The sequence below is a fragment of the Bradyrhizobium sp. KB893862 SZCCT0404 genome (assembly GCF_018130885.1).
In the GTDB taxonomy this organism is placed as follows: domain Bacteria; phylum Pseudomonadota; class Alphaproteobacteria; order Rhizobiales; family Xanthobacteraceae; genus Bradyrhizobium; species Bradyrhizobium stylosanthis.
Genome location: NZ_JAFCLT010000001.1, coordinates 1,590,954 through 1,617,188, shown reverse-complemented (window position 1 = coordinate 1,617,188; position 26,235 = coordinate 1,590,954). Strand labels below are relative to the sequence as shown.

General features: G+C 60.2%; 34 protein-coding genes and 1 tRNA gene. 9 read left to right on the top strand and 26 right to left on the bottom strand.

Going from position 1 to position 26,235, the window contains the following annotated elements:
* Positions 1–9 precede the first annotated feature (9 nt).
* The 26 genes from JQ617_RS08080 to JQ617_RS39910 form a co-directional block, all read right to left on the bottom strand.
* A complete protein-coding gene (locus JQ617_RS08080; RefSeq protein ID WP_212025754.1) occupies positions 10–249 on the bottom strand; it encodes a hypothetical protein in 240 nt (79 codons plus the stop codon).
* Positions 249–419 carry a hypothetical protein gene (locus tag JQ617_RS08075; RefSeq protein WP_212025752.1) on the bottom strand — a complete coding sequence of 57 codons (171 nt, stop codon included), beginning with the start codon at positions 417–419 and terminating at the stop codon, positions 249–251. Before JQ617_RS08075 ends, JQ617_RS08080 begins: the two co-directional genes overlap by 1 nt.
* 201 nt (positions 420–620) lie before the next feature.
* Entirely contained in the window at positions 621–932 is a 312-nt protein-coding gene (locus JQ617_RS08070) for a hypothetical protein (protein ID WP_212025750.1), read from the bottom strand.
* Positions 932–1,564 (bottom strand): lysozyme, encoded by a 633-nt coding sequence (locus tag JQ617_RS08065; protein ID WP_212025748.1) that lies wholly within the window; start codon positions 1,562–1,564, stop codon positions 932–934. The genes JQ617_RS08070 and JQ617_RS08065 overlap by 1 nt, the downstream gene beginning before the upstream one ends.
* The gene (locus tag JQ617_RS08060) at positions 1,564–1,785 is read right to left on the bottom strand and encodes a DUF7940 domain-containing protein (protein ID WP_212025746.1); all 222 of its coding nucleotides are present in this window, start codon (positions 1,783–1,785) and stop codon (positions 1,564–1,566) included. Before JQ617_RS08060 ends, JQ617_RS08065 begins: the two co-directional genes overlap by 1 nt.
* A gap of 6 nt (positions 1,786–1,791) precedes the next feature.
* The gene (locus tag JQ617_RS08055; protein WP_212025744.1) at positions 1,792–2,214 is read right to left on the bottom strand and encodes an XkdW family protein; all 423 of its coding nucleotides are present in this window, start codon (positions 2,212–2,214) and stop codon (positions 1,792–1,794) included.
* Positions 2,214–3,431, bottom strand: a complete 1,218-nt coding sequence (locus tag JQ617_RS08050; RefSeq protein ID WP_212025742.1) for a hypothetical protein — start codon at positions 3,429–3,431, stop codon at positions 2,214–2,216. Before JQ617_RS08050 ends, JQ617_RS08055 begins: the two co-directional genes overlap by 1 nt.
* Before the next feature lies 1 nt (position 3,432).
* The gene (locus tag JQ617_RS08045) at positions 3,433–4,059 is read right to left on the bottom strand and encodes a phage adaptor protein (RefSeq protein ID WP_212025740.1); all 627 of its coding nucleotides are present in this window, start codon (positions 4,057–4,059) and stop codon (positions 3,433–3,435) included.
* 6 nt (positions 4,060–4,065) lie between these two features.
* Positions 4,066–4,356: a hypothetical protein gene (locus tag JQ617_RS08040; RefSeq protein WP_212025738.1), complete on the bottom strand. Its 291-nt coding sequence runs from the start codon at positions 4,354–4,356 to the stop codon at positions 4,066–4,068.
* A 55-nt stretch (positions 4,357–4,411) separates the two neighbouring features.
* Entirely contained in the window at positions 4,412–5,323 is a 912-nt protein-coding gene (locus JQ617_RS08035; protein WP_212025737.1) for an SU10 major capsid protein, read from the bottom strand.
* 36 nt (positions 5,324–5,359) lie between these two features.
* Positions 5,360–6,430: a hypothetical protein gene (locus JQ617_RS08030; protein ID WP_212025735.1), complete on the bottom strand. Its 1,071-nt coding sequence runs from the start codon at positions 6,428–6,430 to the stop codon at positions 5,360–5,362.
* Between the two features lie 11 nt (positions 6,431–6,441).
* Positions 6,442–6,723: a hypothetical protein gene (locus JQ617_RS08025; RefSeq protein WP_212025733.1), complete on the bottom strand. Its 282-nt coding sequence runs from the start codon at positions 6,721–6,723 to the stop codon at positions 6,442–6,444.
* A 72-nt stretch (positions 6,724–6,795) separates the two neighbouring features.
* The gene (locus JQ617_RS08020) at positions 6,796–7,332 is read right to left on the bottom strand and encodes a hypothetical protein (protein WP_212025731.1); all 537 of its coding nucleotides are present in this window, start codon (positions 7,330–7,332) and stop codon (positions 6,796–6,798) included.
* On the bottom strand, positions 7,329–9,347 hold the full coding sequence (locus JQ617_RS08015; RefSeq protein WP_212025730.1) for a portal protein: 2,019 nt from the start codon (positions 9,345–9,347) through the stop codon (positions 7,329–7,331). The genes JQ617_RS08020 and JQ617_RS08015 overlap by 4 nt, the downstream gene beginning before the upstream one ends.
* Positions 9,347–10,957, bottom strand: a complete 1,611-nt coding sequence (locus JQ617_RS08010) for a terminase large subunit (RefSeq protein ID WP_212025728.1) — start codon at positions 10,955–10,957, stop codon at positions 9,347–9,349. The genes JQ617_RS08015 and JQ617_RS08010 overlap by 1 nt, the downstream gene beginning before the upstream one ends.
* A complete protein-coding gene (locus JQ617_RS08005; RefSeq protein ID WP_212025726.1) occupies positions 10,917–11,483 on the bottom strand; it encodes a hypothetical protein in 567 nt (188 codons plus the stop codon). The genes JQ617_RS08010 and JQ617_RS08005 overlap by 41 nt, the downstream gene beginning before the upstream one ends.
* Positions 11,459–13,900, bottom strand: coding sequence for a hypothetical protein (locus tag JQ617_RS08000; protein WP_212025724.1), 2,442 nt, complete (start codon positions 13,898–13,900; stop codon positions 11,459–11,461). Before JQ617_RS08000 ends, JQ617_RS08005 begins: the two co-directional genes overlap by 25 nt.
* Positions 13,897–15,270: a hypothetical protein gene (locus JQ617_RS07995; protein ID WP_212025722.1), complete on the bottom strand. Its 1,374-nt coding sequence runs from the start codon at positions 15,268–15,270 to the stop codon at positions 13,897–13,899. The genes JQ617_RS08000 and JQ617_RS07995 overlap by 4 nt, the downstream gene beginning before the upstream one ends.
* Complete coding sequence (locus JQ617_RS39915) at positions 15,270–16,274, bottom strand: tail fiber domain-containing protein (protein ID WP_249156708.1); 1,005 nt, start codon at positions 16,272–16,274, stop codon at positions 15,270–15,272. The genes JQ617_RS07995 and JQ617_RS39915 overlap by 1 nt, the downstream gene beginning before the upstream one ends.
* Positions 16,275–16,314: 40 nt before the next feature.
* The gene (locus JQ617_RS07985; protein WP_212025720.1) at positions 16,315–16,746 is read right to left on the bottom strand and encodes a hypothetical protein; all 432 of its coding nucleotides are present in this window, start codon (positions 16,744–16,746) and stop codon (positions 16,315–16,317) included.
* Positions 16,736–16,906 carry a hypothetical protein gene (locus tag JQ617_RS07980; RefSeq protein WP_212025718.1) on the bottom strand — a complete coding sequence of 57 codons (171 nt, stop codon included), beginning with the start codon at positions 16,904–16,906 and terminating at the stop codon, positions 16,736–16,738. Before JQ617_RS07980 ends, JQ617_RS07985 begins: the two co-directional genes overlap by 11 nt.
* Entirely contained in the window at positions 16,899–17,201 is a 303-nt protein-coding gene (locus JQ617_RS07975; RefSeq protein ID WP_212025716.1) for a hypothetical protein, read from the bottom strand. Before JQ617_RS07975 ends, JQ617_RS07980 begins: the two co-directional genes overlap by 8 nt.
* 15 nt (positions 17,202–17,216) lie before the next feature.
* A tRNA-Pro gene (locus JQ617_RS07970) sits at positions 17,217–17,294 on the bottom strand.
* 40 nt (positions 17,295–17,334) lie between these two features.
* On the bottom strand, positions 17,335–18,948 hold the full coding sequence (locus tag JQ617_RS07965; protein WP_212025714.1) for a hypothetical protein: 1,614 nt from the start codon (positions 18,946–18,948) through the stop codon (positions 17,335–17,337).
* A 210-nt stretch (positions 18,949–19,158) separates the two neighbouring features.
* Complete coding sequence (locus JQ617_RS07960; protein WP_212025712.1) at positions 19,159–19,311, bottom strand: hypothetical protein; 153 nt, start codon at positions 19,309–19,311, stop codon at positions 19,159–19,161.
* Between the two features lie 3 nt (positions 19,312–19,314).
* Positions 19,315–20,196: a phage tail protein gene (locus tag JQ617_RS39910; RefSeq protein WP_212025710.1), complete on the bottom strand. Its 882-nt coding sequence runs from the start codon at positions 20,194–20,196 to the stop codon at positions 19,315–19,317.
* Positions 20,197–20,870: 674 nt separating this feature from the next.
* Here JQ617_RS39910 and JQ617_RS07950 point away from each other — a divergent pair.
* The 9 genes from JQ617_RS07950 (at position 20,871) to JQ617_RS07910 (ending at position 26,235) form a co-directional block, all read left to right on the top strand.
* Positions 20,871–21,095, top strand: coding sequence for a hypothetical protein (locus JQ617_RS07950; RefSeq protein WP_212025708.1), 225 nt, complete (start codon positions 20,871–20,873; stop codon positions 21,093–21,095).
* Positions 21,096–21,139: 44 nt separating this feature from the next.
* A complete protein-coding gene (locus JQ617_RS07945; RefSeq protein WP_212025706.1) occupies positions 21,140–21,328 on the top strand; it encodes a hypothetical protein in 189 nt (62 codons plus the stop codon).
* An 8-nt stretch (positions 21,329–21,336) separates the two neighbouring features.
* Positions 21,337–21,648 (top strand): hypothetical protein, encoded by a 312-nt coding sequence (locus JQ617_RS07940; RefSeq protein ID WP_212025704.1) that lies wholly within the window; start codon positions 21,337–21,339, stop codon positions 21,646–21,648.
* 217 nt (positions 21,649–21,865) lie between these two features.
* Positions 21,866–22,408 carry a hypothetical protein gene (locus JQ617_RS07935; protein WP_212025702.1) on the top strand — a complete coding sequence of 181 codons (543 nt, stop codon included), beginning with the start codon at positions 21,866–21,868 and terminating at the stop codon, positions 22,406–22,408.
* 343 nt (positions 22,409–22,751) lie between these two features.
* Positions 22,752–23,168 carry a hypothetical protein gene (locus JQ617_RS07930; protein ID WP_212025700.1) on the top strand — a complete coding sequence of 139 codons (417 nt, stop codon included), beginning with the start codon at positions 22,752–22,754 and terminating at the stop codon, positions 23,166–23,168.
* Positions 23,169–23,176: 8 nt separating this feature from the next.
* Entirely contained in the window at positions 23,177–23,479 is a 303-nt protein-coding gene (locus JQ617_RS07925; protein ID WP_212025698.1) for a hypothetical protein, read from the top strand.
* Between the two features lie 453 nt (positions 23,480–23,932).
* A complete protein-coding gene (locus JQ617_RS07920) occupies positions 23,933–24,667 on the top strand; it encodes a hypothetical protein (RefSeq protein ID WP_212025696.1) in 735 nt (244 codons plus the stop codon).
* A 300-nt stretch (positions 24,668–24,967) separates the two neighbouring features.
* Positions 24,968–25,237, top strand: a complete 270-nt coding sequence (locus JQ617_RS07915) for a hypothetical protein (protein WP_249156706.1) — start codon at positions 24,968–24,970, stop codon at positions 25,235–25,237.
* Positions 25,234–26,235 (top strand): tyrosine-type recombinase/integrase, encoded by a 1,002-nt coding sequence (locus JQ617_RS07910; protein ID WP_212025693.1) that lies wholly within the window; start codon positions 25,234–25,236, stop codon positions 26,233–26,235. The genes JQ617_RS07915 and JQ617_RS07910 overlap by 4 nt, the downstream gene beginning before the upstream one ends.

Sequence of the window (26,235 nt, the reverse complement as noted above, 5' to 3'; positions counted from 1 at the left end):
TGTCTTTCGTTAGGTCTTGGCTGCGAGGTCTGCGATGGCTGCGTTGACCGCATCAGGGTCGAGTGCAGCGGAGACAGCAGCGAGGCCAACGGCTCCAGCCGGGCTGGTCGTGGCAGCGATCAAGGACGCCGTGAGAGCATCCACCGCCGTCTGAGCGTCATTCATGTCCTTCTTCAGGGACGCGTTCTCAGCGGCGATGCCTGCAACCTTCGTTACAGCGTCGGTTAGGCGAGTGAGGTCGAGCGGCATTACTTCTTCTTCTTGGCCTTATAGAACTGGTAGCCAATCCAGAGTACGGAGGCGATGGGGAGGACCTTCGCGCTCAGCACGGACACGCCGTCGAGCACGGGAAGCCACCAATGGACGAACAGGCCAACCGCCGCAGTCACATTGGTTGCCATGTCGTGGAGAGTCTTCACTTCCAGTTCTTCCGAAGGTTCTCGTACCATGCGACGAAGCGCGCTCCGCAGCGTTGAGAGGCAACTACACGAACACGGTCCTGCTTCCACAGGCTCTCGACTTCCGCGACGCTGAGAGCCTTGTCAGGCACTCCAACGACGCCACGGAAGCACGTCTGAAATTCAGCGGGAGCGTAAGGAAGCGCGGAGGGCGTGGAGGAGCTAGTGGATTGATCGCACGCGGCGAGAAGCGTCCCGGTCAAGACAAGGGCCGCTATTGGGAGGAGTTTCACTTGCACGTCTCTTCAGTTCGGATAGCTCGGCGTGATCCTTGAGGAACTGCGAGCGGTAAGCCGACGTAGCGCGCTGCTCAGCGTCGAGGCGGCCCTGAAGGACCTTGACCTGCGCGGCGGCGTCTCGTGCGGCTCGATATTGGTAGCCAGCTTTCCAGAGGAAGCCGGAGGCCGTGAGAACGAAGGCCGCCATGGCGACGACCTTCCAGTTCTTCAGAGCCCATTCGAGGGCGATAAGCATTACTTGCTCCAGAACCAATTCATGAGCTTCTGCCAGAACGTCAGCTTCGGAGGCAGCACGGGCGTTGGCTCGGCGGCAATCTTCGGGTTGACGGCTTCAGCGTGCTTGAAGGTCTTCTCGACGGCATCAGGCCCGATGAGGCGCTTGGGCTCCTTGAGACCTTCGAGGCACATGGCAATCTCTTTCGAGCGCCTGTTCGCGAGGCCCTGTCGGAATTGCCCGGCAGAACGATTGTAGGGAGCGAGGGCACGGCACGACGCTTCGTCCTGGCCCCGGTTGAGGAGCTTGAGGGACGTCGAGCCGCAGAAGGCTCCTGAGCCGACGTTGTAGGCGAAGGACAGGTAGGCCGCTCGCGTGCGGTCGCTGACGGGGACCTTGATGCAGCGATCAATCTCGTTGAGGTAACGAGGGAGCTTGTTCGCAAGCATGAACTGACACTGCTGCTTGGTGTAGGTGTCACCAAGACGCACGCCTTCGGTCTCGCCGTAACAGACGGTCGGGATGCCATGTGCGAGCCTGTCAGGCTTCGCCGTCAACCACAGGCCCTCGAATTGAGCGACCACGGGGACGGCGAGCATGACTGTGCCAGCGATGGCCCCTGTGACCTTATGGGAGGTCTTGAGTTGGGGCATTAAGTCTCACGAGACTGAGCCACGAACCGCGCGACGAACGCAGCAGACGTGACAAGGAAAGAGAGGATGGCGAATGGGCCGTGGGGAATTTTGTCGCTCAGGAGCGGTACGACGGTCTCAGCGCCCGACAAGAGCGCTGCGATGACCATGAAGCGTACAGACCACGAGCGCTTGAGAACCCACTGCCAGTCGGCAATGAGTTCGGCTTCGAGGTTCTTCATGCGGTCCTATTGGGTGGCCGCGTACTTGAACAGCACGTCAATCTGATCGGACGTTAGGTTGAGTGCGGAGCCAATTGTCGTGATGAGAGGATCATCGCGCCGTATCTCGGTCGCGAAGTCCCAAGTGATCTTCGTAGCACCGCCCGCCGTCGTGACAGCCTGCTCGACCTGATCAAGGAGCTTCGCCGCGAAGAGGGCGAGGCGCGCTTGTCGAGGCGTGACAACCTGCGGGACGGTTGCCTTGGCGAGCAGGGCATCGGTATCGACGGAGGCAAGCTGCTCAGGCGTCGGCTGCGGATACTTGTCAGTCATCCATCGACCGATGACGGGACCCTGCCCGAAGTCGGACAGTTCGTAGTCAGCCGTGTTGTTCAAGCCGGGACAGAGTGCCTGCACAGCGAGGTCAATCTGATCGCTGTTGTAAGCCATTAGGCAACCCTCGTGGCGATGATGTAGCCAGTGCAGCTATATGCGCCGTTGGTTTGAGCGACGCCGTTGACGTAGTAGGGCGTGTTCGCTCCCACGGTCACTCGACTGCGCGGCGTGTGATACCAAGGCGAACTGTCGCCTGTGAGCGAGCCGCCGTTAGAGCGAGTGGCTGAGTTCCAGACTGCGCCGCTCGTGCTTGCCGGGTTTGGTCCTACGCAGATGCCCCAATTGTTGGAGCCGGTTGCTCCGGGGCCACCGAACGACACATAGCCTTCAACGTCCCAAACGCCGGGCGTTAGCGTGAGCGAGCCGCAGTTGGCCCACACGTTGCTGCTAAGGTTCGCTGAGCCTGATGAGATAAGGCGCTCGCCAACCCGTCCCGCTGCCACGGTCGAGGCACCAAGGACGCCGGGAAGCTGTCCAAGGGTCCAAGGGAAGGGGTGAACGTGATCCTCACGAGCCCACTTGGTGCTCGACCCGACCGAAGCCGTGCCGTCAACCGCAGGCGTGACCGTGCCCTGTGCAGCCGCAACGGCGTTGGTGGCCGCTGTGGAGGCCGCTGATGCGGCGTTAGAGGCGCTGGTAGCTGCTGCGGAGGCGCTGCCAGCCGCGTTGCCAGCGCTCGTATTGGCCGCTGTGGCGCTGTTGCTGGCGTTGGTCGCACTGGTAGCCGCGTTAGAGGCGCTTGTGGCCGCGTTGCCAGCGCTCGTGGAGGCGTCGCCAGCCTTCGTGGTGGCGATACCAGCCTGAGTGGTCGCAATGCCCGCCTGCGTGGCCGCTGTAGAGGCGCTGGAGGCGGCGTTGAACTCGCTGGTAGCTGCGTTGCCCGCGCTCGTGGAGGCCGCTGTGGCGCTTCCCGCTGCGCTGGAGGCACTGGTCGCAGCGTTCATCTCGTGCGCATGAGCGCTGTCAGACGAGTTGGATGCAGCGATGGCGCTGGACGCTGCGGCGGTCTCTGAAGCCTTCGAGGCCGCAGCCGCAGCCACAGCCTCATCTCGGAATGCGCCGACGATTACCGGGTCAAGCTGCTCCAGCGAGGGACCATCGTAGAAGCCCTTGCTGTCGAGCGTGGAGCCCTGTGGTCCGTCGAAGAAGCCGCTGCCACCCGGAGAGCCCGCAGAGGGCTGAGTGATCGGCGTGACGCTGGGGCCATCGTAGAAGCCCTGATTGTCCACCACCTGGCCCTGCGAGCCGCCGCTGAAGAAGCCGCTGCCCATGTCAGTCCTCCGGCCACTGGTAGGCTGCTGAAGCCCGTGCGTTGATCAGAGCATCGTTCGCAGCCTGCTCCTCAATCTCAAGGCGGATGGTCTGGAACGTGTTCTCGAAGTCTTCCTTGCGCTTGTCCATGAAGTAGTCGGCTGCGTACTTCAGAGCGCCATAGGTCACGAGGTCGGCCGCGCCGGTCGTGAGATAGCTCGTGTCGCCTGCGGCGCTGAGCGTCGGAAACTCATCGTAGTAGTCGATGCGGAAGACCGTGCCCACGGCAGGCGAGGGAGCGAACTGCCAGTAGCCACCGCGCCGAACGAACTTGGTCGGGCACGCAGTGCGGAAGCGCTCCTGAAGGACCTCGTTGAGGGCCACAGGGACGACCTCCTGCTCGCGGCCGGAAGGGTCGGTCGCCGTCATGGAGATGAGGCGAAGGTAGTCGGAAGGGATGGGGATTTGGCCGTCCGTGAACTGGACTCCATCGTAGGTGATGGCGACGGCCTTCTCCATAGGCGGAATACGGAGAACCCGCTGCACGCGGTTCACGGCCTTCTGGATGAAGCTGTCAGCCTGAGTGTCCGTGATGTCACGGCGCTTCAGCAGACCAAGGAAGTCTGCTTTGAGTTCTCCGTAGTTCATTGTGCCTTAGATGTTCTTGGAGGTAGCGACGAACTTGCCGAAGTTCTCAGCCTTCAAACGGGCGAGCGACTTTCGGATGGGCTCCTCGAATACGTTGTAGCCCTCACGCATCCATCGATCAGCGATGGCAGCGGGGACAGAACCGACGAACAGGAAGTTGCCGTCGATGCGGTCGTTCGCACCTGTGAAGCGGTCCTGAATGTCCTGAATGAAGTCGTCAGTAATCTCTTGGCTGTATTCCACGCCAAGGTCGCCCGCGCTCGTGAGGAGCCGGGTCTTCGTCTCAGTGGTATCCATGGTGTCCTTAGAAAGAAGGGAGGGCCATTAAGACCCTCCCAAACCTCTCGGATGATTAGCCGGGGTCAACCATCTCACGCACCAGAGCCGAAGCCTTCTGGTTGACGTGCTTCAGGGAGAACTCGCCCACGATCATCATACGCATGCTGTCGCCGGTCTTCGCCAGCGTCTCGCGGAACCAGTTACGGCCGTTGAGCACGACGCGCTTCCAGTTGGCCGGATCGAACAGCAGCGTGTCGCCAGCCTTCAGGCGACGGCTGAGAACGATCTTCTCTTCACCGAACGGCGAGACATACAGGTTGACCGCGTTAACGATCTTCTTGCTGTCGTCGTTGATGACGCGGGAGCGACCCGCAGCACCCGTGAAGCCCGCGAAGGTACGCGAGTTGGTCGGGGTGACGAGAGTGATCGAGGCGTCCGCACCGGCATCGTAGAGAGCCTGAGCAGCGTCCAGATAGTTCTCTTCGCTGATCTTGGTGCCGGTCGCGCCGGTATAGACGATGTTGCCAGCGTCAATCTGGCGCTGCACGCCAGCGAACTTGCGGGCGGTGCCCGAAGTCACAGGCTTGACCATCGCAACGTCGTTCTTGGTGAACGCGTCTTCGAGGTCCAGCTTCAGAGCCGCCGCAGCCTTACCGGCCTCACGAGCGGACTCCTTGCCGCGACCGTACTTCGCCACCGCGTCGTTCGTGCCGGAGACCTCGAAGGTGTCCTGCATGATCTGCGTGACGTTGCCACGCATGACGGTCGGAGTGCGAGCGGTCGGAGTGGCGGTGAAGCCTTCGACCTGCGCGTTCTCAGCGCTGTCGCGAAGCTCGTCTTCCTGCCACTCGAAGTAGGTGTTGTGGACCGTCTCCTGCTTCGTGAGCGAAGTGAAAGGAGCCTTGGTCGGGGTGATCATGCTGATGATGTCCGACACGTCTTCCTTCGCGCCAACAACGTCATAGGACTGATACTGAGTGCCCATAGTTTCTTCTTCTCGTTCTCGTAGGTGTGGTTTGGATTATTCGTCGTCGCTCGGCTTATTCCACCGCGCCATAAAGGCGTCGGCGGCGTCTTCCTGCGTACCGGAGGCTTTCAACCGCTTCATCGGCTCAGCGGCCTTGGCGGTCTTGATGACTTTCTTCGTGGTCTCGGCGGTCGCCGTGGCCTTCACAATCCGCTTCGGCGGCTTCTTGTTGTCCGGCTTGGCGGTCTGCACGACCTTCTGGCCCTTCATGAAGAGGCGAGCCATGTTGATCAGCTTGATAGCTGCCGGGTTCACGAGGTCATTGACGATTTCTGCGGGCAAGCCCTGTTCGACTGCGAACGTGCAGATGTCGCCATACATGGCCTGATTGAACCCTTCGATGCCCTTCTCAGGGTCGGATAGAACCTTGATGCTCTCCTGAGCCTGCTCCATCAGGTCCTTGCGGGCCTGCGTGCGGAGGGCTTCAGCGACGCGTGAGGTCTCCTGTTCGAGATACTGCACGTCGTCGTAGGCGGCCTGCGCAGCGTTGCGGACAGCAACCAACTCCTCTGCGGAGATGTTCGGGTCCTTCGAGGCTGCAAGGAGGTCGAGCTTCGCATAGGGCTCGTAGCGCTTCTTGGCGCGGTCGAGCAAAGCGGTCTGCTGAGCGAGCAGCACAGCGCCCTGTTCGTCCATCGTCTTGCGCTTGGTCGCGACTTCCTGACTCTTGCGAGTGAGGGAGGCTTCTTGACCTGCGAGGCGCTTCAGCGAGCCAAGAGTGAACTCCTGCTCTGCACCGTCAACGAGGATTTTGAACTTGTGGTCGTCCTTAATCTCGACCGTCGGCTCAGGGTCCTTGTCGGCGTCTTCATCGCCTTCGTCTTCATCGTCCTCATCGGCTTCGTCGTCACCCTCGACTTCTTCGGGGTTCTCTTCGTCGCCTTCGGGCTCGTTGTCGTCTTCGTCCTGAGCAGTTTCCTGCTTCTTCTTCTTGTCGTCTTCGTCGTTGTTGGTCTCGTCGGATGGCTCGGAAGCGTCCAAATTCCACAACTTCGAGAAAGCTTCAGCGGCGTCATCGCCGTTGTCGTTCACAGTGTCAGCAACGTCCTGTCGGATGGTTGTCATGGGCAGTTCGTTTAGTCCTCAAGCTCATCGTCCTGGCTGGACGAAGGCGCGTTCTTTTCGATGATCTTCGCGGCACTCTCAGCGAGGCCAACGAGATGCGACATAAAGCCAGTCATGGCTCTGATTTGTGCGTACTCAAACTCACGCACTTTGACTTCGTGCGGCTGGCTCGCGATGATGTTCGCAAGCATGCCGTCCGTGTACTCCCTGTAGAGCGCGTTGAACGTCTCATCGGTCATGAGCGACCGTGCGTATGCGCCCACGGCGAGAATTTCGTCGTCGGTTCTCTGCATGTGTCCTGAAGGAGGTCCCATACGCGAAGGCGTATAAATCTAGGATATACGCGAACACGTATGGGAGAGTTGTTAGCCAAACAGGCGGTCGAAGATGCCTGCTTGCGTTCCGGCCTTTGCGGCTCCTTGTGGGTCGATGTAGTCGCCCGTCGATGGGTCCTTCATCATCGCAGCGTTGCGCTGGAAGAAGCTCATCAAGGCAGGCTGTTGTGCATCCGCTTCCGCAGGGCGCGGTTGCGGCATCGGCACGCGTGGAGCGGCCGGAGCACTGTCCTGAGCCATCAAGCCATTGAAGATGGGCGCGGGCGTTACCGTGCCAGTCGGCAGTGGAGGCGCTGGAGAGCCCGGAGCCATGCCATAGGTCTGCGGCGCTGATGCGTCGGAGGTCCTGTGCATGTTTCTGAGGTCTTCGAACGCGGCCTTGATGCGGTCGATTGGAGCGACCTTCGGGCTGTCGTCCTTCTTGGGCTCGTCCGGCCCCGCCGCCTTCTTGTAGGCAGCGAGAGCGTCGGTAAGGCCCTTGAGGTCGTCCATGCCGTTTCCGGCGAACTGTACTCCCCCGCCACTGTCGTAGCGGGAGAGCAGGAGGTTTATGAACGGATTGCTCATGCGGGACTGATGATTGCCTTCTCGGCGGCTGGAGGAGCGTTCTCAAGCATCTCGGTCTCACGCTGTGACACGTTGACCTTGTTGGCGATGTCCATGTCCTTGCGGTCGGCGTCGCGATGCGCTGTGAACTCCTTGACCTGAGCCAGAAGTTCGGCAATCTGCACCTTCATCATCTCAATCTCGTGGTGCCCCTGAGCCTTCGCCATCGCGGCCTGAGCCGTGAGTAGCGCTGCCTGTGCCTTCTTGTCCTCGACTTCGAGCTTCTTCATCTCGATTGGGTCGGGGCCGGGCGGTTGCACCTTGTCAGGAGTGATGAGGTAGTCGTTGACGTTGATGAAGCCGTTCTTCTTCAGACCGTCCGTGAGCAACTTGTATTGCTTATCGGGCGGACAGAACATTGACGCCTTCGGGTCATTCGAGAGCATGCCCCACAGTTGGGCATACTTCGCCGCTTCCTTCTCCTGTTCGCCGTAACCGACGTTGAGGGAGACCTGGACCTTCCGCGTGGGCGTCCAGAGCTTCGGGTCGATGTTGACGAACTCGTTGTCGAACTCCCACACCTTCTTACGGGTCTGGTTTTCGATGACGAGACGGCGACACGCAAGGAACAGGTCATGCACGAACATCGCGAAGTTGCGGGCGATGATCTTCTGGCGAACCTGCGAGAGGTTCACGAGGTCATTCACCATGCCCTGCGAGTTCTGGCTGCTGATGGCGTCCTTGTTGAGACCCTGAGACAGCGAGGAGAGGCCAGTGGTCTCTTCCTTGTTGCTCTTGAGCATTTCAAGGACCGGCATGGCGAATTGGTTCATCTGCGGGTAAGGCAGCACACCAATCGCGTCGCGGTTCTTGACGTTCACGATACCGCGCAAGCGGTTCTCAAGAAGCTCCTTGGGGTTCGTCAGCGAGTTGTTGAGGACCGTCCAGCGAGGGTTGGTCGTCGTAACCGTGTGGTCGAGGATGGCTCGCGTGAGCACCGTGCGCGCGTTCTGCGTCGGGACGATGCGCTTGGCGAAGTTGTTGCCGAACTGCGAGTGCGGACGACGGAGCGGCTTGAAGTCGAGGAAGTTGTCATAGGCAACCTCATCAAGCTCAAACAACTGGCCGCCAGCGTGGACGACACGATAGAGCGCGGACGTTCCGTCACCCTTCAGGGCGAGCGGGATGAACGTCTCGTAGACCATGACGCTCTCAAGCTCCGGCTGCGCCGCGTCGCGGGGCATGTTGTCGCTCGTGTCTTGGTCACGCGTCTGTCGTTCGCTGTCGAAGTCCAGTTCGTTGCTCGTGCCGATCTTCTCGACCTTATCGGCCGGATAGCCTTCCTTGCGGAGGTCCGCACGGGTCTTCAGGGTCTTGCGTCCCCGAACGCCATCCTGTCGCTTCTTCTTAGTGCCGTCCGAGAAATACTCTTCGGGTGGGACGTTCTCGATGCGCAGGCCGGACTTATCGACAATGCGCGTCCACGAGCCGTCGTACAGGCCCGTCTCCTCGTTGAGTTCAAGGTCGAGTTCAACGTCTTCCTGCGAGGCGAGCGCCTGAGCGTCGTCAAAGTCCATGCCCGTGACGGTATGCTCATCGCGTTCGATGCAGTCTTCCCAATAGTATTGGATGACGCCGTTTCGGTTCTTCAAGGCATCGTCGATGATGTCCTCGAAAATCTCGAAGCCCTTGTTCTCCTCCATGATCAGGTAGGCGATATAGGAGGTCTCAAGGCGCGTCACGTCAACGTCGGTCGCGTTGAGCGGCTTGAAGCGGATGATATCGTGAGCACCGCCGAACACTTCGAGCAGTTGCGACTTCATGCTATCGACGCCATCCTGCACGTCAGACGAGACGTAGCTGGAGCTTCCCTCGTGCTGTCGCTTCGGGAGTTGGCCGTCGTAGTAGCGCTGCATGCGCGTTCGTTCGGAGGACAGAGTGGTGTCAACCCAAGACGTGGACCGGCCAACCGCAGGGTCAACCAGTGCCATAATCTCTTCTTCCGTCTTCCCGTACTTCTTCTTTGTATCGAGCATCAAATTGCGTTCACATAGTAGTCGTCAGGGATGATGACGGGCGTGGCGCGTCCGGGGTGAATGTGGTTCGCGATGGCAAGGCTCATCACGCAGTCGTCGTGGCATTTCGCTTCAGCGGTCATCTTGCCCGCCTCGTTGACGACGAAGGTTTGCATCTCCTTCAGGGTCGTCTCATCGTTGACGAAAATCTCGCCCTCACGCATCGCGCCTCGAAGGCGGTCGATGATGAGCGGGCGGGTCTTTACGTCCGTGTAGTGGCCGATGTTGAGGGTGTCCTGATCCTCGATTTGTCCCTCTTTGAGGTCGAGGTAGACGTTCGGGTATTCGAGGTCCTTGTAGAGCCGCAAGCACGTCACGAGGCCGTGGTTGTTGCGCTCAGGACCGATCAGCGCTTCGTTGTAGTAGCGACCGATCGCCGCGAGAATGTCCGCGAAGTAGTCGGGATGCACCTGAGCGCGGAAGATGGCGACTTGGCGCTTCTCAGTGTCGAGGACTTGGGCAACCGAATAGTCGCCGTCCTGCACGCCAAGGCCCACGTCGGCTCCGATGACGTATTGCTCGCCAGCTTCCTTCTCTCGATAAACCGTCAAGCGGCCTACGGGAGTGTCAGCGATGCGGAGCACGTTGTTGCCGTGCTGGAATACGCCAGTCTCCTCCACGTCCTTCGTCTCAAGCACAGGCGGCTTGTTGGCGAGGAGTTCGACAATCTGCTCAGGGTTGAACACGGGACGACCGGAAGCGATGAAGGCTTCGTCGGGCGTGCAGGGATACTCCTGCATGAACTTCATGCGTCCGTGCGCGCCGATCTTGGTGCGCCGGAACATCAGTTGCTCATCGTCCAGGCCGTACAGCGACACGAGGTCGTCTTCTTCCAGCGTGCGCTCGAAGCCCTCTGGCACCGGGTATCGGTACTCAGGACTATCGAACCAAGGCGAGAAGAACGGCTCGAAGCCGTTGATGCCAGCCACAGCGCCGTCCCAAAGGTCCTTGAACAGGTTGAAGCCGTTCGCGGTGCTTTCGATGAACGCCTCAGTGTCGTCCTCGTTGGGCATACACTGGAGCAGGCCGTTGAGGGTTTCGTCTGCGTTGTTGGCGGGCCAGAAGGCGAGCTCTGACAAGTGCATGTCGGAGAGCATTTCGCCACGGCCAACGCCGTCGCCGCCTGCGGTAGCAACGATCAAGCCTGTATCGAGCTTGTCGAAGTTCAACTCCTTCTTCGAGGAGTACGCAGTGGAGGGCTTCAGCCACTCCGGGCAGGCATTGTGATAGCGCTTATACATCTGCCAGAGCGCTTGCGTGCTCTCGGCCTTATGAGCGATGACGATGCCCTTCTTGGCTGTGCGCTGTGACAGCCGGAAATACTTGCGGCCGGAAACGTAGGTCGAGAGGCCCTGCTGTCGTCCCTTGAGGATGATCTTGCGGACGCGACCCGTGCGGCGGCGTTGGTCTTCCACTTCGGCGTGGAATTTACGCTGCACAAGGTTCAACTCGAAGGGAACGATTTTGTTCTGCTTCGAGCGAACCTTCAGTGCGTGCTTAGCGTAGAAGTCGAAGTCGTTGTAGAAGCGCCTACGGAGCGCTATCTTCGCCTGATCCTTCGTATCCATCATTGTCCTTCAGAGCGGCTTCCAGCCACTCCTCAGACTTGAGGTTCACGTTGCTGTCGGTCGCAGGCTTCTTCTTGGTCCATTCAAGGACAGTGCGAATGTAAGCCACCTGATCTTTGCGCGGTGTCAGAGGACTGATCGCACCGATGATGGCTTCCCGCAGGGCGGCTTGCGCCATTCCTGCTTCGGTCTTGGGCACGCGGACTTCCACAGGGAGCCCGTTGACTTCAACCGTTACGGTCTCGAAGTCGCCCGGTTGCGTCTGGTCAATCATGCCTTCAGCTTTCATTCGATCCATGATGAGGTCGGCTCTGATGCCGTCGTAGACCTCCTGCACGTCAACCTGCACTCGCGTCCACCCGTTGGGGACACGAGCACGAGATTGTCCAGCTTCAGTTCGCGCCTCAGTGTTGATGGCGCACTGGATGGCCTTGCGGGCCTTCAGCACAGGGTCTTTGATGCGGCGGTAGGAGCGTTTGCGTCGCTTCCTACCGCGCTTGGTTGCTACTTCTTCTTTGGCTTGGTCCATAGGCCCTTGATCGCTTCGTCTGAGAGATGCTGCATGATGGTCCCCGCGTGTTGCGGAAACTCTGCAAGCATGTGCTCACGAACCTGCGACACAACGTCGGGACTGTCGGAGCCCCACAGGGCTGCGAGGTACTTATGGAAGGCTCCACGCTCTGCCACGGTAGGCATCGCAGTGCTAATCTTGTTGTAGATCGCCTCTTCACCCGCGAGACGGCGGGTCGTACCAGCCTTGAAGCCTTCGGCGTGACGGATGGTCTTTCCGCCTGCCACTGCCTCGTTGTAGATCGCCTCTGCGGCCTCCTTCGGCTCCTTGAAGACGTGCGGGCTCTCAGGGAGCACGAACGGTTCGGGTTGCGGAGGAGCATCAGTCGGCGTCGCGCCACGAGTGTCCACGTTCTTCGGCTGTGCCACGGAGGGCTCAGGCGCGGTCGGAGGAGTTTCGGGAGCGTCGGGAGCGGGAGCAGGGGCTTCCTCTTCCGGCTGTCGTCGGAGCCTCGCCAGCGCGTTAGCAGCACTGATGAGTTCTTGCGCTCGCTTGCCCATTGCGGGGTTACGAACAGCTTCGAGACCGCCTTGCTCTTGGATCATCGGAGACACTTCGGCTTCCGCCTCTGCCTGCATCTGGCCTGCGAGCTTGCGCCGCGCAGACGCCATCAGGAGAGCGCCCTTGATCTGCTCGTTGAGCGCGCTGGCGTCGAGGCCGGGAGCTTCAGGAGCAGGCTTCGCGTCCTGAGCCAACTGCCGGAGCAGTGGCATCGCTTCACGAGCCGTCTGCTGCTGCTTCTGGCGCTGAAGCTTCTCAACGATCTTCGCGATACCTGGCTCAAGCACGTCTGGCTTGAACTTCGGCATCGGCTCAGGGACGGGTCCCCAAGGCTGCGGAGTCGTGAGGCTGTTCTGCGGCACCACCTTCGGCCCGGTCGGGCTCTGGTTAAGCGGCGGCTGGACGCGGACGTTGCCGCTGGCGTCACCAAACTTGTTGGCGAACGTCTGAGCAGGCGAGGCCGTGCCAAGCATCTTGTCGAGGACCTTTAGACCCCTGTAGCCGCCGTAGCCGGTCGCGATAGACGACGCGACGTGCGGGAGCGTGGCGGACAAGGTGTCGAGGCCGATACCGCCTTGGGCAGCAATGTGAGGCAGCGCGCCGATGCCGGTAAGACCGAACAGGGCGGCCTTGGCGTTCTTGCGAGCGAACTCGCTACCGCCGCCTGCGAAGCGGCCTTCGCCACTGTCGTAGTTGCCCATGTCCACGAGCTTGCTCAGCGCCGTGGCTTGACGCACGAGGGACGACAACTGTTCGTTGCCTTCCGCGTCAACGGCTGCGAGGTCACGCTGGGACAGCTTGTCACCGCGCTTGGCAGCGTCGATGGCGTTGGCTGCGACCTGCGATGGGTTCGTGACGCTCTTGGACGCGTCGCTAAGCTCACGCCTAACGTCGTCCACTGCTCGCTTCGTGGCGTCGAAGGCCACGGTCGGGTCGGATAGCTCTTTGGAGCCGCCTGCGGCTTCAGTGATGCGGTTGGCCGCCATCGCCGTATGCTCGTCTGCGCTCTGATTGCGCATGCGAGTGACCGTGATGGTCTCCTTGGCCGCGTGCGGCATTGAGAAAACGCCACCGCCAAGAGCGCCCATGATCAGCGCGCCCTTCGTGGCGGCCGGGTCCATCTCTTGGTCCGTGCCTCGCTTGGCGAAGCCCTGCGACACGGCGTCCTGAGCCGCGTTGGTCACGCCTTCGGTCGCTGCGGCCTTGGCGACGTTGCCGCCTGCCTGCAACGCGCCCTTGATGCCCGTCGCCGTCACCTTCGAGGGACTGACGATGGCGCTCGTGCCCATCTTGTTGAGGGCGGACTGAGCGAGCGTCGAGGTCAAGCCCGTGAGCTTGTCTTCGGTCGTCGGCTCTGCGTTGGCGTCGCCAGTGCGCGCCTGAGCACGCTTCTCAGCTTCGCCGCCCGCCGTCCTGGCCCCGAAGGTCAAGGTGTTGGCGAGCCACTGGCCCACAGGTCCAAGGCGCTTCGTGAGCACCTGTCCGGCCACGTCAGAGGCGAGGGCGGGAGCCTGCTCGACCGCTGCACGGGGCAGTGCGGACCAATCGACGCCTAGCGTGTGCTTATCCGCCCCGTCGTCGGGATGGATGAACTGCTCGGAGGCGGACTTGTAATTCTTGGAGGCGAGGGAGTTGCCCTTGGCCTCGATAGCCTTACCAGCATCAGTGCTGATGTAGTTCTTGACGGTCTTGCCCACGCCCGACACGAGGTCAGACGCGCCCTGATTGAGCGCGCTGAGCATCGACGTGTCGGCTTTGGGTTGATGAGCAGCGTATGCGGCCTTTAGCTCCTCGTCTGACAACTTAGTCAAGTCAGGAGCAGCAGAGTAGAGCGCTCGCAGGTCATCGTCAGACAAGGAGGTTAGGTCGGTCACTTCAACAGGCCCCTTCGACGCATCTCAGCCTCTACGGCAGAGCGGTCAGGTACGTTTGCTGATGGTGAAGGCTGAGCCGGTTGGCCCATCTTCGCGATACGTTGGTTGATGTTGTCGAAGTTGGACTTCCAACCCGTCACCATGTCGTTGTACGGCGCGAAAGCGTCGTCGCCGTAGGTCGCCTTGTGAGTGTCAAAGCTGGCAACGCCACGCTTCGTCACGGCTTCCTGCGACTTGGTGATGACGCGCTTCAGAGCTTCCTTCGCGGCTTCGTTGTCGTAGTTGGTGCCGTTGGCAGCAAACGACTTCAGTTCGCGGTAGGCGTCGCCTTCGGTCTGCACACCCTTGTTGAGGCGCAGGTTGTCGTTGACGAGGCTCTGCTGATACTGATTGAAGCGGGCGAGGGCTCGCGACTGCTCATCGCTGATGCCCGCCATGTTCTTACCGGAGTTGATCCAGTTCTTGAACATGCCAAGGTCGAGCTTGCCCGTGTTGAGGTCGTCCAGAATGTCTGCGGCGTTCGTCGCGGACTGCGAGAGGTAGTCGTAGTTACCCATCGTCTCGTCAACGTGCTTCAGAGCACTCTCGGAGAGCTTGGGACCCTGCGCTTCCTTCTTAGGACCGCCCATCGTCTCCAGCTTCCCCGTGTTCGGGTCCGTGCGATAGAACGTGCCCGTGCCGGGCTCGAAGGACCACTCGGTCATCTTCTTCTGCGTCGCGGCCTTGCGGTTCGCTGCCGTCATGGAAGCGAGCACAGCAGCGCCACGAGGGTTGTCGAGCGCCATCATCGCAGCGCCGGCGTTGCCCAAGGCGTCACCAAGGTCGTAAGGCGCTTGGCCCGTACCAGCGGCGCTGTTGCCATTGATGCGGTTGAGCAGCGCGCCCATGAAGCCGTCATCGGGCGGGGGAGTATTCACGTTGCCGTCTCCTGACTGCTGTTGTGGGGCCGCTCGGTTGATGGCGGCGACTGCTGCGGGCTGAGTTGGGTTGCCCATGTACGCGTTGAACTTGTTGACGTAAGCGGGCACGGTCGTTCCGAGAATGTCGGAGGCATTCCCCGCCTTAGCCATCGGACGACCGCTAAACCAGACAGACGCTGCCTCTTGCGGCGATCCATACTTGTCTACTGAGTTGCCGAACTGCTGCTTGAAGACAGCTTCCTGAGCGTCCTTGTCCTGCAAGAACTCCTGCGGCGACATAGCGCGCCCTAGAGCGCTCTGCGTCCAAGGACCGATGTTGTTGCCCATGACTTGGTACTTGCCATAGGCGCGGTCCCCGCTCTTGGTGACGGGACCAAGGAGGCTGTAGTTGCCTCCGCTGCTCTCGATAGAGGCGATTGCGTCGCCCCAAAGCGGGTTCCACTGTGCCATTACTTGCTCGCGAGTTCGTAGTTGACTGCCATGACGCCGCCAACCTTCGACACCGCTTCAGGTCGAACCTTCTCCACGTCCTGGGCCATGAAGCCCATGTGGAGTTCGCCCTTCGGGTCGTTGATGTAGCGGAACGTGTAGATCGGCAAGCCGTTGTCGGCCGCACCGATGCAGCGAATGTCCGTCTTCAGTCGTCGGTCGGAGAGCTTGAACAGCGAAGCGCCCATACCAAGCGCAGAGCCAATCGTGCTCCAAGTGCTCGGCGTGCTCGTGGAAGTACCCGTCTGAGTACCACCCCAATTATTCGAGCCGATGATGTTGAAGAAGTTCTGAAGGTTCTGTGCAGCCGTGCCGTTGGCGTACTCAGACATGCCCTTCGAGTTGTCGATGGCGTTCTGAGCGTTCTGCTGCAAGCCGGAGCCGCCAGTGTTGGCGAGGTCGAACAGACCGCCTGCCTGAGAGATGCCGCTGCCGATGGCACCGACACCAGAGTTGACGGCGCTGTTGCCTGCACCGGCCGCGCTGTTGAGCGCAGAGAGCGAGGCGCTGTTGTCAGCCTGTCGGCCGTTCTCCGCAAGCTGGAGGCCAGCGTTGAAGAGGTTGCCGCGAATGTTCGCGCTCGTGTCCGCCGTCGCATCGGCCAAGCCGCGCTCGACAAGACCCTGCGAGATGGCGCTGCGAGTGCCCAACGTGTTGCCCGTGAGGGCGCTGGAGCGCTGAAGCTGCGGCAACGTCTGCTCGGAGACCTGTCGCGTCGCGTCACGCATCGCGGAAGCAACCATACCATCGACGGCCGGGTTGTTCGCATAGGCGGTCGCAGCAGCGATGTTGCTGTCAGTCCCGCCAGTCGGCTTGTAGTTCGTGAGACCCTGAAGGGCCGTGCCAAGAGCGCTGGAGCCTGCGTTGGCAGTGCTCATGCCCACGTTCGTTGACGTGTCGGCTCCGCTCATGTCACCGCCGCGCGCAATCATTGCCTTGTAGTTGGCAAGCTGCTCCGGGGTCATCTGAGCGATTTGGTCGCCCGTGTAAGTGTTCGCGTTGGCGTTAGCGAGGTTCGTTGACGCCTGCCCGAACGCCTGCTGAAGATACGGCTGTTGGACCGACCACGGGGCGCTCGTTTTGGACTCGGAAGTGCTGGATGAGGTCATTGTTCTTTTTCTTGCTCACATAGCAGCGCCGTGAGAGGCCGTCCGTGCATTCGACACGGCATAAGAAGTCGAAGCCCATGATGGTGACGAAGCGTTGCCACTTGGCGTCATCAGGGGAGGGCTCGATAGCGAATAGGTTTGCGTCCGTGCAGGAGCGCAGTGCAGAGAACTCTCGCTTCATGCGCTTGAGCACGGAAGGAGCGAAATGATACACGTCAATGTGCATCACCATCATCTGCTGCTCGTGTTCGTCCCGAAGCTCGTGAAGCACGGCCTCGTACTCAGGAGCATCGCTCAGCGCATACTCTGCGTAGAACTCAAATCCCATGAGCGGCCATGCGCGCTTCGAGCTTCTTCATCACCTGAATGATGAGGTTGAGGGCGATGGAGATAAGCTTTAGCTGCGCGGACAGGTACAGCTTATCACCGTTCGGCAGTGTCGGCGGGTCGCCAACCGTGTAGTTGCGCAGTGCGTCGGTATCAGCCATGCCGTCCCTCGAATAGGCGTTGCAGGAGCGCATCGCGCGTTGCCACAGGCTCAATAACCAGCGTAGTCAACACGTCCCTGTAGCCGTCTCCCCAAACCTTCTGAGCGATGGTGTGGTCGAAGATCAGCGCGTCCGCGCTCGGTATCTCTTCGTGCTGCGGGTCTCCCGCGCGCCGATAGAATATGTGATGGCCTGACACCACGAGGTCCACGTCGGGATACGCGAGAGCCAGCATCCGCTTGAACAGTGCCTCGTTGGCAGTGTTGCGGTTGTTCTCAAACTCCCACAATCTCATGGGACCTCCAAAGGTTGGTCTGCGCAGAAGGATTTGAACCTTCGGCCCCTGGCTTCCAAGGCCAGTGCTCTAACCGGGCTGAGCTACACGCAGATGAGGACCCGCGCGTACCGAAGCAGAGGCGCGGGCCATGTTATCGAGACCCTGTACTGTCGAGTTCGAAGTCGAACCCGCTCAAGCTCATGGTCTTGTAGTCGGGGTAGTCAATCCGCAGACTGAGGAAGCGACCGGACGCCGTGAAGTCGAGCTTGTAGTTCTCAAGCGCGTCATAGGTCTGAGGCGCGTCGAAGAACGGGGCGACGTTCGGGTAGTCGGTCACGCCCACGCTGAAGCTCAACGGAGCCGCGCCGGAGTCCAAGCGTCCCTGCGGCCAGATGGCGAGCAGAACCTTGTATCCACGCAACTCAGCGTCCAGTTCGTCCATGTCGATGCCGTCACGGAGCAGCAAGCCCGGCCGCGTCGCCACCGTGTCCACCGAAGCGGAGAGGTTGGAGCCGTTGCCGTAGTTGTCGCGTGCGTAGACGCGTGCCGTGAGGCCGCTGGCGTTCTCGCCAACGTAGATCATGGTGCGCTTGAAACCGTCTTCGAGGTCCTGCCACGAGCCACCAGCCGTCGCCCACGTCGAAGTGACGCTCGCCCACGTCTGAGTGTTGAGCGAGACCTTCGCGTAACCGGAGGCGAACGCCAGAGGCACGTCATCGAACGTCCAAGTCTTCGAGGTCAGATGATAGACCGCTGCGCGGTTGCATCCGTTGCCGTTGAAGCTCACGAAAGCGTCGCCGCTCACGTAGTGGAAGCTGATGGTCTTCTTGCTGGGATTGTACGAAGCGAAGAAGCGGTCGCTCTGCTTCGCGTTCATGCTGTTGTAGATGAACTTGCGCACTCGACCGTCCGCGATGCTCTCGCTGGAGAGGCCGTCGTGTCGCCAAATGTCGTCCGAACCGAACACATAGTGCTGGTTATCGACCTCTACGACGCAGTTGGTCCCGATAGCGCCTTTGGAGAACGGCAGAGGGCGATACGCATACACGTTGTCGCTGCCATCCGCGGTCATCTGCCACGCTTCGCTGTTGCTGTAGATGATCATGGAGTTGCCAAGCTGTTGAGCTTCGACAATCTCGCCGTTCATCTCAGTCAGCGGGTTCTCGGTCGCGTTCGTGGTCGGGTCCGTCGCGTCCCATGAGGGCGGCTCGAAGCCCGCCTCAATCACGAGGTCGGAAGTCTTTACCAGCGTCGGGTATCGCACGCCCGTCTTGGTGATGTTGAAGGCCACCAAGGCGCTCGCATAGGAACGGATGAGCTTCGCGCGCCATGAAGGGTCCCAACCCGTGAGGTTGGAGAACTTCGTGTCGGCCGGGCGCATGAGCCACGGGATGCGGTCTTCGCGGTTGAGGTAAACGACGTTCGCGAGTGTCGCTCCGCTCCACTGCGCTTCAGCCTCGTTGGGCGTGAAGCCAGTGACGTTCACGGCGGTCTCGCTGGAAGGGGTCCAGTCTGTCACGCTCCCGTCGAGGGAGCCCACGTAGACGGACGTGGTGGTGTCGGCTTTGTTCGCGACATACACGAAGCGAGGCTTGGTGTTCGTCAGCGCGTTGCCTACAGCGCGCCACACGGGCGCAGAAGTGACTCGGCCATCCTCGAAGCGCACGTTGAGAGCCATCGACCAAGCGCCAAGCGGGAGGTCAAACGGGTCAACGTCCGTGATGACGCCGTACTTGTCCAGATTGCGGAGCTTAGGGAGGCTCACTGAGGTCTCCATGCGGCGTCGCGCCCACGCTTACGCGTGAGGGCACGGCCATGAGGATGATGTTGGAGACAGCGAGAGGGTAAGGCTTACTAAGGCTCTTAAGGGAGCACTATAGTTAGGCTTCAACATCTACTCTTAAGGAGCTTGAGATGCTGGAGAGCTTTGTAAGCCCCCTTACCCCCGTTATCCGCTGTCAGGATTGCAGAAACGCTACGCCTGCCAGAGGCGCTTGAAGTCGATGCAGAACCCGATGACTGAGTTGACGATGTACTCGCAGAGCACGATAGGGCTCACGAGCACCATCACGCGGCGTCGCCGGGTTCGGTCTGTGATGGAGACGATGTTCGGGAAGAGAGTGATCATTGCCTATGTCTTGATGCAGAACACGAACGCGATGCACTCAGGCCGCGCCTCATCACCGTCTGCGCTTCCGGTTGCGGAAGTCATGGAGATGGGATGCGAGTGTCCAGTGCTTGCGCCGCTCGTGGTGCCACTGAAGCTGTGAGCATGACGCTGGTTAGCGCCGCCAGTGGTCGAGCCTTGGATGGGACCGCCCGCCGCGAACGAACCGCCGCCCGTCGAGCTACCTGAGACCGAAGCGGAGAAGCCGTGAGTGTGATCAGGGCTGTCAGTGCCGGTCGTGCCGCTGAAGGTGTGCGTGTGGTCGTTGGAGATGGTGCCCGTGTTGCCGGAGACAACGTGGGTGTGCGTCTTGTTCTGGTTGGACAGTCGAGCGCCAGCGGCCAGAGAGGACGTGCGGGAGCGCGGGAAGCGGCCCGTGTCCGTCATGAGCGGCACTTGGAACGTGCTGCCGGTCGCGCCAAGGAAGGCTGCGAGGTCGGGATAGTCCGCCGTGTTGAACGTGACGCCGTTGCACTCCAGAAAGTCGCGGCCCACGTCGTTGATGGTCGTGCCCATGCCTGGAGGGGCAACAGGGAACATGACGATAGCGCCAGTCGGAGTGGCGTTCGCGAGCTTGCCGCCTGCCACGCGGATCACGCCCGCAGCGGAGCGATAGAAGCCCAAGGAGGGCTCAGCAGCGAAGCCGTAGCCGGGAGCCGCAGCAGTGCCAGAGAGGGCGCTGAAGTTGCCCAAGGTGCTCGTGAGGGCTCCAGAGACTCCGGGGAAGGTGTTCTTCAGGGTAAGCTTCAGGCCCCTGATATGGTCGTCGCCATTGACCAAGCCGTCGCTGACGACCGGATTGTCCGGCACGAGGCTGTCAAGGTAGTTGAAGGTCTCTAAGGGCACTTAAGCGGGCCTCTTCTAGGGAATACTTGGTCGAATGAGGCATGTTGCAGTATCCAGACCGCGCCTCCGTGTATAGGTGGCTCTTGGATCGCTTAACCCACTGTAAGCATTGCAGAAACCCGGATTGGTGCCTTACTTGGGGAATACTTGCCTCTTCTTGGCCCCAATTGCCCCAAAGAGGGACCCGGCCCCGGAGGCTTTCACAGCCCGTTTCAGTCGAACAACAACGGCGACTTTAACCCCGAATTTTGAAGTCATTATCGCAAGGGTCGTGCCAAGTATCGGGGCTGGCAGGGACCCGACCCGCGCCCCGCACGTTCGCCCCGCACGCGAGCTAAGCCATTGATAGCACAGGATAAGTGAAGGATAGCGTATCCGTCGTGCGTGCGAGTGCAGGCAAATCCATGCATTCGGTCTGGACAATGGGCGAGCGTGCATAGTTCGGTCGAGGTCGAAGCGTCGCGTCTCGTTATTGTGTTGTGCGCAATTCAATTGTGCGAGCGTTGTTAGACCCAAGATGTAGGGCGCAAGGGCTCGTGAGGGCTTTGGAGGCTTCGCGATTACTTCCGAATACTACCAAGGTCTAATGCATTTCTTTCGCAGATTGATTGCAGTTGTGTTGACACTGCGAGCGTGTTCGATCATATTAGGGGCATCAACACGGAGCGAGCACGATGCAGACCACGAAGCGCCAAGCCTACGACCTGACACTGCGATGCAGGCTCAACGGCTGCGAGTGGTCTGCTCGCCTGTTCCTTCGCTCTGCTGATGATGCCTTCGAGGCCCTGTATCGCCGCGCAAGGTTCTCGATGCGCGACCACGAGCGCAAGCTTGCGTCTCATTGGTTCTACCTCACGCGCTGCGAAGTCTCTGCCGATCAATCACGGCCTATCGGCTGACACTAAATCACCCTGGCCTAACAGTCTCACGAGGAGCTTAGACAATGCGTCCCGACCTTCGCACCATCTACAACGAGTTCTTGCACGTTGCGACCGATGCAGTAACGCGCGGCGACAAGCAGGCTGCAATGTTCTGCCTCAAGCAGGCGATGCGCTGCGCTAACACTGTCCACGATGACAAGACCTATCGGCGCAAGGTCATGACCGCAATGAACTACGTTCGCAGCCTGTGAGGTCGAGCATGTCCCGCGCTGCTACTTGCTACTTCACCATCTCTTACGGCCTGCAAGGCTGTTACATGCCTGATAGCCACTTCGGCCCATTCGCTGTGACGCGTCGCAAAGACCTCGTGAACGCCATGCGCGACGCTCTGGAGTTCTACGAAGCGCCTAAGAGCAGGCTGCGTGAGGTCTCATGGTCCAAGCTCTGGAGCACGGCCAAGCGTCACGGCACGTCGTCGGTTCACTTCTGCATCGCGACCGATGATCACAACATGGTCGAGTTTCACGGCCTAACCGAAGCTGAGTTCAACGAGCACAACAAGGAAGACTGACACATGACCGCTATCGACCTGTCCAAGGCCCTGCCCAATCCGTTCATTGGCGTTAACCTGCCTCCGAAGCCTGCGAAGCCCTCGAAGCCCTCGACCAAGGCAAAGCCACGTCAACGATAAACACAACTGCAATCACATTGCACCTATCGCCCGCAGCGCAAGCTTACGGGCTTTAGGGCGTTAGAGAGGCAATCAAGCCTCGTGAGGAGCTAGGACGATGGCGAAGACCGAAGCAATGGCAGCAATCGAGGCAATGGGCCTGCGAGTGTCGAGCAAGTTTATCCCGTGGTCGCAGTCGCGTAACAAAGGCGAAGCCCATCCTTCGCTCAATTGGGAAGTGACGCTGCACAAGGGCGAGCAAGCAATCGTCTCGACCCTCTACAGCGCAGGATGCGCGCATTGCCCATCGTACAGCCATGGTGACAAGCCCGAACGTCGCTGGATGATTGCCTACGAATGCGAGCACGGCTTTAGGGCCTTGGGCGTGCGTTGGGGCTCTCGACCGGAAGCCTATGGCGCGACCAATGCGAAGAACGCGATTGAGCCCAATGCAATCGACGTTGTGCATAGCCTCGTGATGGATGCGGACGTGCTCGACATGGGCGGCTTTGAGGATTGGGCGAGCAACTACGGATACGACACGGACAGCCGCAAGGCCGAACGCACCTATCAAGCCTGCCTCGCCATCGCTCTCAAGCTTCGCTTCGCCCTTGGTGATGCTGCGCTCAAGACCTTGCAGGAAGCTTTTCAAGACTACTGACACTAATCCGCCTGGACGAATATTGACACGAGGGAACACCATGCAATTCCGCCTTACCATCAACTGCGACAACTCAGCCTTTGACGAAACGCCAGAGCAGGAGCTTGCGCGCTGCCTTCGAGAGGTCGCGACACGCTTAGAGCGGGGCGAAGACTTCGGCCACTTCCGCAACATCAGCGACGCGAACGGAAACATAGTCGGGCAATGCGCCCTTAAGCCGCGCGATCGGTTCTAGCACGTCACCAATCAACACAACTGCAATCACATTGCACCTATCGCGGGCAGCTTCGGCTTACCCGCTTTAGGGCGTTAGAGGCATCCCGCCTCGTGAGGAGTTCACCACATGCCGCAATTCATCATGCCGCACGATAGCGTAGAGGGCGTTAGGCTCTTTAACGACCTCGACACGTTCACCCAAGCTTATGTTGAGTGCGTGTTCTTCACAGAGTGCCACGGCGACAATCCCGAACTCGAAGACGCGACTTTCGAAGACCTCGCAGCGGAGACGCTGGCGAGCATCGTTGAAGACTGCAAAGACTTCCAAGCCTGCTATGCGACGCTTCTAAGCCGCGCCTATGAGGTCGAGGGCTACGACGAGGAGCGGGCAGGGCATGACTACTGGCTGACACGCAACGGCCACGGCGCGGGCTTTTGGGATAGGGGCTTAGGCGAGGTCGGGCAGCGTCTCACATGCGCAGCAAAGGCTGATGGGTCGCGCGATGCCTACCGTGGCGATGATGGCAAGGTCTATCTGTCATGAGCGCTGCGATGTTCGAACTCTACTTGATCCATGGGCGCAACAATCCCGAACAGAGCATGGATAATTGGGGCTTTGATGGGCCTCGCCTGCAAGGCGTTACGGGCTTGCATCAGACCTATGGCAACGCCGCGCGTGTGGTGTTCGCTGATGATGCGGCGATGGAAGCGGCAAGGGCTCTCACAGGCTGGGACGTATGGGACGAATGCCAATTGGAGATGCGTTGGCATGACGACATGGTGGTGACGAACACCACGGACGGACCAAGCTACTACGGCGATTGGGGCATCTGGCTTAAGGAGCAGGGCAAGTGAAGGCGAACGGTAAGACGTGGCTCGACTACATCAACGAAGCCTCACGAGCAGGCTACAGGGTCGAGGAAAGCGAGGAACACGGCGGATGGGTCTACATCACGCCTAAGCGCCCTCGCAGGCCATCTGAGACCATGGCAGGCGGTTTCAAGACTTCGGAGCAGGCGTGGCGCGCGGCCGCAGGCGCTGCGTTCAACTCCGCAAAATCCCGGTGATGCAAACGCATCGCAGCATTGAACACAATAGGAGTTAATCGGTTATGGCATACAAACTGCTTGTTAAGGTCGGGATGAAGTGGCAGGAGATTGGTCTACAACACACCACCTTCGAGGATGCGCGCAACGAGGCGCGAACGGAGTGGCGAGGCTACCGTTATCTCGTGCTTCCGGCTTAGTGGCGTGCGTTCCTAACCAGTGATGCAATCAAAAGAGGCGAGGCGGCCTCTGGAGCGTGGAAATGAATACTTTGAACTTGCGACCGATCATCTACAAAACGCGGGATAGTGCCATCTTCCGTTCGGGCTGGTTGGCCCTCACAACTGGAAGCATCTTCACAGAGGCAGCGGAGGGCGGCGAGTTCGTGCTAGTCGCTGGCGCGCGGCCTGCCTTTAAGGTCGGGCATCGCGTGACGTTCCGCGCTGCCGTGGACCTGTACCCATCAGACTTCATCGAAGCAGGCGAGCGGGGCATCGTGTCCGGCATCGACCCTGCGAGCGGCACCGTTAGCATCCTCCTCGAAGGCATGCATGCGGGGCTTGGTGACAACACCTTGACCATCACGCCACACCATGACGACGCGACGCTTGCGGCTGTGGAACGCCTTAGAGTGTCGGCGTTTGGCAGGCCCACGCCCATCAACTGGCGGAGCAAGGGGCTCGCCCTCTCGACCCTCCTTATCACCCTGCCCATCACTGAGCTTTTGCGCCCTTGGATGCCGGGCGAGGCTGGTCCATCGTTCTTCATGATCTGCGCTGTAGCTTGGGCTTCGGTCGCGCTGGGGCAACGTTCGGCCTTGCTGCTCGCCTTGGTGACGCCATACGCCTACAACATCGTTTGCACGGTGCCGCACTGGCATCTGACACCTTGGCAACCCTATGAGTTCGTCCTGGCTGCGGCCTACATCGGCGTGGCCTTGACCTTCCCGGCTCTCGTGAGGGCGGGCAGGCGGTTCACTGTCACTGAGTCGGCCTGAGAAGTGTGCAGGAGGAGCGCAAATGCTCATACAACTTGGCGTGGCGGTCTTCATTTTGGCCGCCCTGACAGGCTCTAGAGAGGCAATTCTAGCCTCTCTGGCAGTTCTCCTAACGGTTCTTGTGATCTAATTGCAATTTCAACAATGTTGCGAGGCGTAAACATGCTAAATCAAGCAGCAGGATTAGAGAATAAGAGGGGACATAAGTTGGCAGGCTCTAACCCGCTCTCTGAGGAGGAGCGAAAGCAGCTAAGGAACCTATGCGAGGTCCTTAGCGAACTCATCGAACTGCGACCAAACATGCCGCTGCATCAAGTCATCGTCATGCTCACAGTGGCGCTCAACGAAGGGAAGTCTCTAAAGAAGTATTCCGAACTAACCGACTTCCCGCCCTCGACCATATCGCGGACGTTCCTCGACTGTGGTCCGAAGATGCGAAGTGGCGAGGCGGGCTTGGGACTGCTCGAAGCTCGCCCATCGGCGCACTCGCTGCGAGAACACGAGACGTTCCTGTCCGAAGAGGGCACGAAGCTGATGCATTCAATAGCAAAGAAGTTGAGCAAGCGATGAGCTACGCTGAGACGCGCAAGGGTAAGAAGACGGGCATTTGGATTGGCGAGCGCACGATTGACGGACGCAAGCGCCGTTGCCGTGCGACCACCAAGAAGGCGGCGGACGCTTGGGAAGCCTATGTGGACCGCTTCGGCTGCGAGCCTACGGACGGCACAGGCAGCGCCAACCCGCACACCTTGGGCGCTCTCAAGGTTCGTGCGAGGGCTGAGCGACCTGACTGGAAGGACAGCCGCGACCCGTCGCTCGACCAACGCCTTGAGGTCGTCATGGAGTTCTTTGGCGCGACCTCGACCCTCGAAGCTATCACAAATGATAAGCTCACTGAGTTTGTGCGGGCTCTGGAGGCGCGGGGAGGGCGCTACGGCGGCTCCCTGAGCGGCAAGACCGTCAACCGCTACCTGTCAGTGGTGTCCGCCTTGCTCGACCATGGGCGCTTCCTTGGCTGGACAATGAACACACCTGCATTCCCATGGCAGAATGAAACGAAGGGACGCATGCTCTACTTCAAAGACTGGCAGGACGCGCCGATGCTGGCTGCGCTTGCGGAGCGTCCCCTTCAGGTCTGCTACGAGGTCTTCGCTGCGGCGGCCTTGCGGCCTACGGAGTTCTTCAGCCTCACTGAGCAGCAAGTGGACGTGCGGAACGATTGGGCGTGGCTGCGGCTGTGGAAGACGAAGAACGATGAGGCGCGCAGCATCCCCGTCGATATCGAGCTAGGCAAGGAACTGCTGATGCTGATCAAGACCGGCGCGCTGCCCTCACATGACGACTTCTACAAGGCCATCAAGGCGGCCTGCGCATCTCTCGGATACGACAAGGGCTTCAACGTCTACAGCATGCGCCACACGGGCTGCACGCGCGCTGCAAGGCGCAACGCGGGCGCAAAGGTCCAGAAGTTCGCAGGCCACAAGGACTACAGGACGACGCAGAACTATATCCACCTTGAGGACGAAGACATGGCGGACGTGGCCGCTACGATGAGGAGTTCCCGATAG

What these genes read in the sequence shown, in the direction of transcription:
- JQ617_RS08025 (WP_212025733.1), bottom strand. Translation starts at nt 6,723, where the DNA reads ATGCAGAGAACCGACGACGAAATTCTCGCCGTGGGCGCATACGCACGG.
- JQ617_RS07940 (WP_212025704.1), top strand. Translation starts at nt 21,337, where the DNA reads ATGTCCCGCGCTGCTACTTGCTACTTCACCATCTCTTACGGCCTGCAA.
- JQ617_RS08080 (WP_212025754.1), bottom strand. Translation starts at nt 249, where the DNA reads ATGCCGCTCGACCTCACTCGCCTAACCGACGCTGTAACGAAGGTTGCA.
- JQ617_RS08050 (WP_212025742.1), bottom strand. Translation starts at nt 3,431, where the DNA reads ATGGGCAGCGGCTTCTTCAGCGGCGGCTCGCAGGGCCAGGTGGTGGAC.
- JQ617_RS08060 (WP_212025746.1), bottom strand. Translation starts at nt 1,785, where the DNA reads ATGAAGAACCTCGAAGCCGAACTCATTGCCGACTGGCAGTGGGTTCTC.
- JQ617_RS08015 (WP_212025730.1), bottom strand. Translation starts at nt 9,347, where the DNA reads ATGCTCGATACAAAGAAGAAGTACGGGAAGACGGAAGAAGAGATTATG.
- JQ617_RS07995 (WP_212025722.1), bottom strand. Translation starts at nt 15,270, where the DNA reads ATGGCACAGTGGAACCCGCTTTGGGGCGACGCAATCGCCTCTATCGAG.
- JQ617_RS08020 (WP_212025731.1), bottom strand. Translation starts at nt 7,332, where the DNA reads ATGAGCAATCCGTTCATAAACCTCCTGCTCTCCCGCTACGACAGTGGC.
- JQ617_RS07915 (WP_249156706.1), top strand. Translation starts at nt 24,968, where the DNA reads ATGCCGCTGCATCAAGTCATCGTCATGCTCACAGTGGCGCTCAACGAA.
- JQ617_RS08065 (WP_212025748.1), bottom strand. Translation starts at nt 1,564, where the DNA reads ATGCCCCAACTCAAGACCTCCCATAAGGTCACAGGGGCCATCGCTGGC.
- JQ617_RS07930 (WP_212025700.1), top strand. Translation starts at nt 22,752, where the DNA reads ATGCCGCAATTCATCATGCCGCACGATAGCGTAGAGGGCGTTAGGCTC.
- JQ617_RS07920 (WP_212025696.1), top strand. Translation starts at nt 23,933, where the DNA reads ATGAATACTTTGAACTTGCGACCGATCATCTACAAAACGCGGGATAGT.
- JQ617_RS08010 (WP_212025728.1), bottom strand. Translation starts at nt 10,957, where the DNA reads ATGATGGATACGAAGGATCAGGCGAAGATAGCGCTCCGTAGGCGCTTC.
- JQ617_RS07985 (WP_212025720.1), bottom strand. Translation starts at nt 16,746, where the DNA reads ATGGGATTTGAGTTCTACGCAGAGTATGCGCTGAGCGATGCTCCTGAG.
- JQ617_RS07975 (WP_212025716.1), bottom strand. Translation starts at nt 17,201, where the DNA reads ATGAGATTGTGGGAGTTTGAGAACAACCGCAACACTGCCAACGAGGCA.
- JQ617_RS08055 (WP_212025744.1), bottom strand. Translation starts at nt 2,214, where the DNA reads ATGGCTTACAACAGCGATCAGATTGACCTCGCTGTGCAGGCACTCTGT.
- JQ617_RS07950 (WP_212025708.1), top strand. Translation starts at nt 20,871, where the DNA reads ATGCAGACCACGAAGCGCCAAGCCTACGACCTGACACTGCGATGCAGG.
- JQ617_RS39915 (WP_249156708.1), bottom strand. Translation starts at nt 16,274, where the DNA reads ATGACCCCGGAGCAGCTTGCCAACTACAAGGCAATGATTGCGCGCGGC.
- JQ617_RS08045 (WP_212025740.1), bottom strand. Translation starts at nt 4,059, where the DNA reads ATGAACTACGGAGAACTCAAAGCAGACTTCCTTGGTCTGCTGAAGCGC.
- JQ617_RS07980 (WP_212025718.1), bottom strand. Translation starts at nt 16,906, where the DNA reads ATGGCTGATACCGACGCACTGCGCAACTACACGGTTGGCGACCCGCCG.
- JQ617_RS07960 (WP_212025712.1), bottom strand. Translation starts at nt 19,311, where the DNA reads ATGATCACTCTCTTCCCGAACATCGTCTCCATCACAGACCGAACCCGG.
- JQ617_RS08040 (WP_212025738.1), bottom strand. Translation starts at nt 4,356, where the DNA reads ATGGATACCACTGAGACGAAGACCCGGCTCCTCACGAGCGCGGGCGAC.
- JQ617_RS07910 (WP_212025693.1), top strand. Translation starts at nt 25,234, where the DNA reads ATGAGCTACGCTGAGACGCGCAAGGGTAAGAAGACGGGCATTTGGATT.
- JQ617_RS07945 (WP_212025706.1), top strand. Translation starts at nt 21,140, where the DNA reads ATGCGTCCCGACCTTCGCACCATCTACAACGAGTTCTTGCACGTTGCG.
- JQ617_RS08030 (WP_212025735.1), bottom strand. Translation starts at nt 6,430, where the DNA reads ATGACAACCATCCGACAGGACGTTGCTGACACTGTGAACGACAACGGC.
- JQ617_RS08035 (WP_212025737.1), bottom strand. Translation starts at nt 5,323, where the DNA reads ATGGGCACTCAGTATCAGTCCTATGACGTTGTTGGCGCGAAGGAAGAC.
- JQ617_RS07935 (WP_212025702.1), top strand. Translation starts at nt 21,866, where the DNA reads ATGGCGAAGACCGAAGCAATGGCAGCAATCGAGGCAATGGGCCTGCGA.
- JQ617_RS08005 (WP_212025726.1), bottom strand. Translation starts at nt 11,483, where the DNA reads ATGGACCAAGCCAAAGAAGAAGTAGCAACCAAGCGCGGTAGGAAGCGA.
- JQ617_RS07925 (WP_212025698.1), top strand. Translation starts at nt 23,177, where the DNA reads ATGTTCGAACTCTACTTGATCCATGGGCGCAACAATCCCGAACAGAGC.
- JQ617_RS08070 (WP_212025750.1), bottom strand. Translation starts at nt 932, where the DNA reads ATGCTTATCGCCCTCGAATGGGCTCTGAAGAACTGGAAGGTCGTCGCC.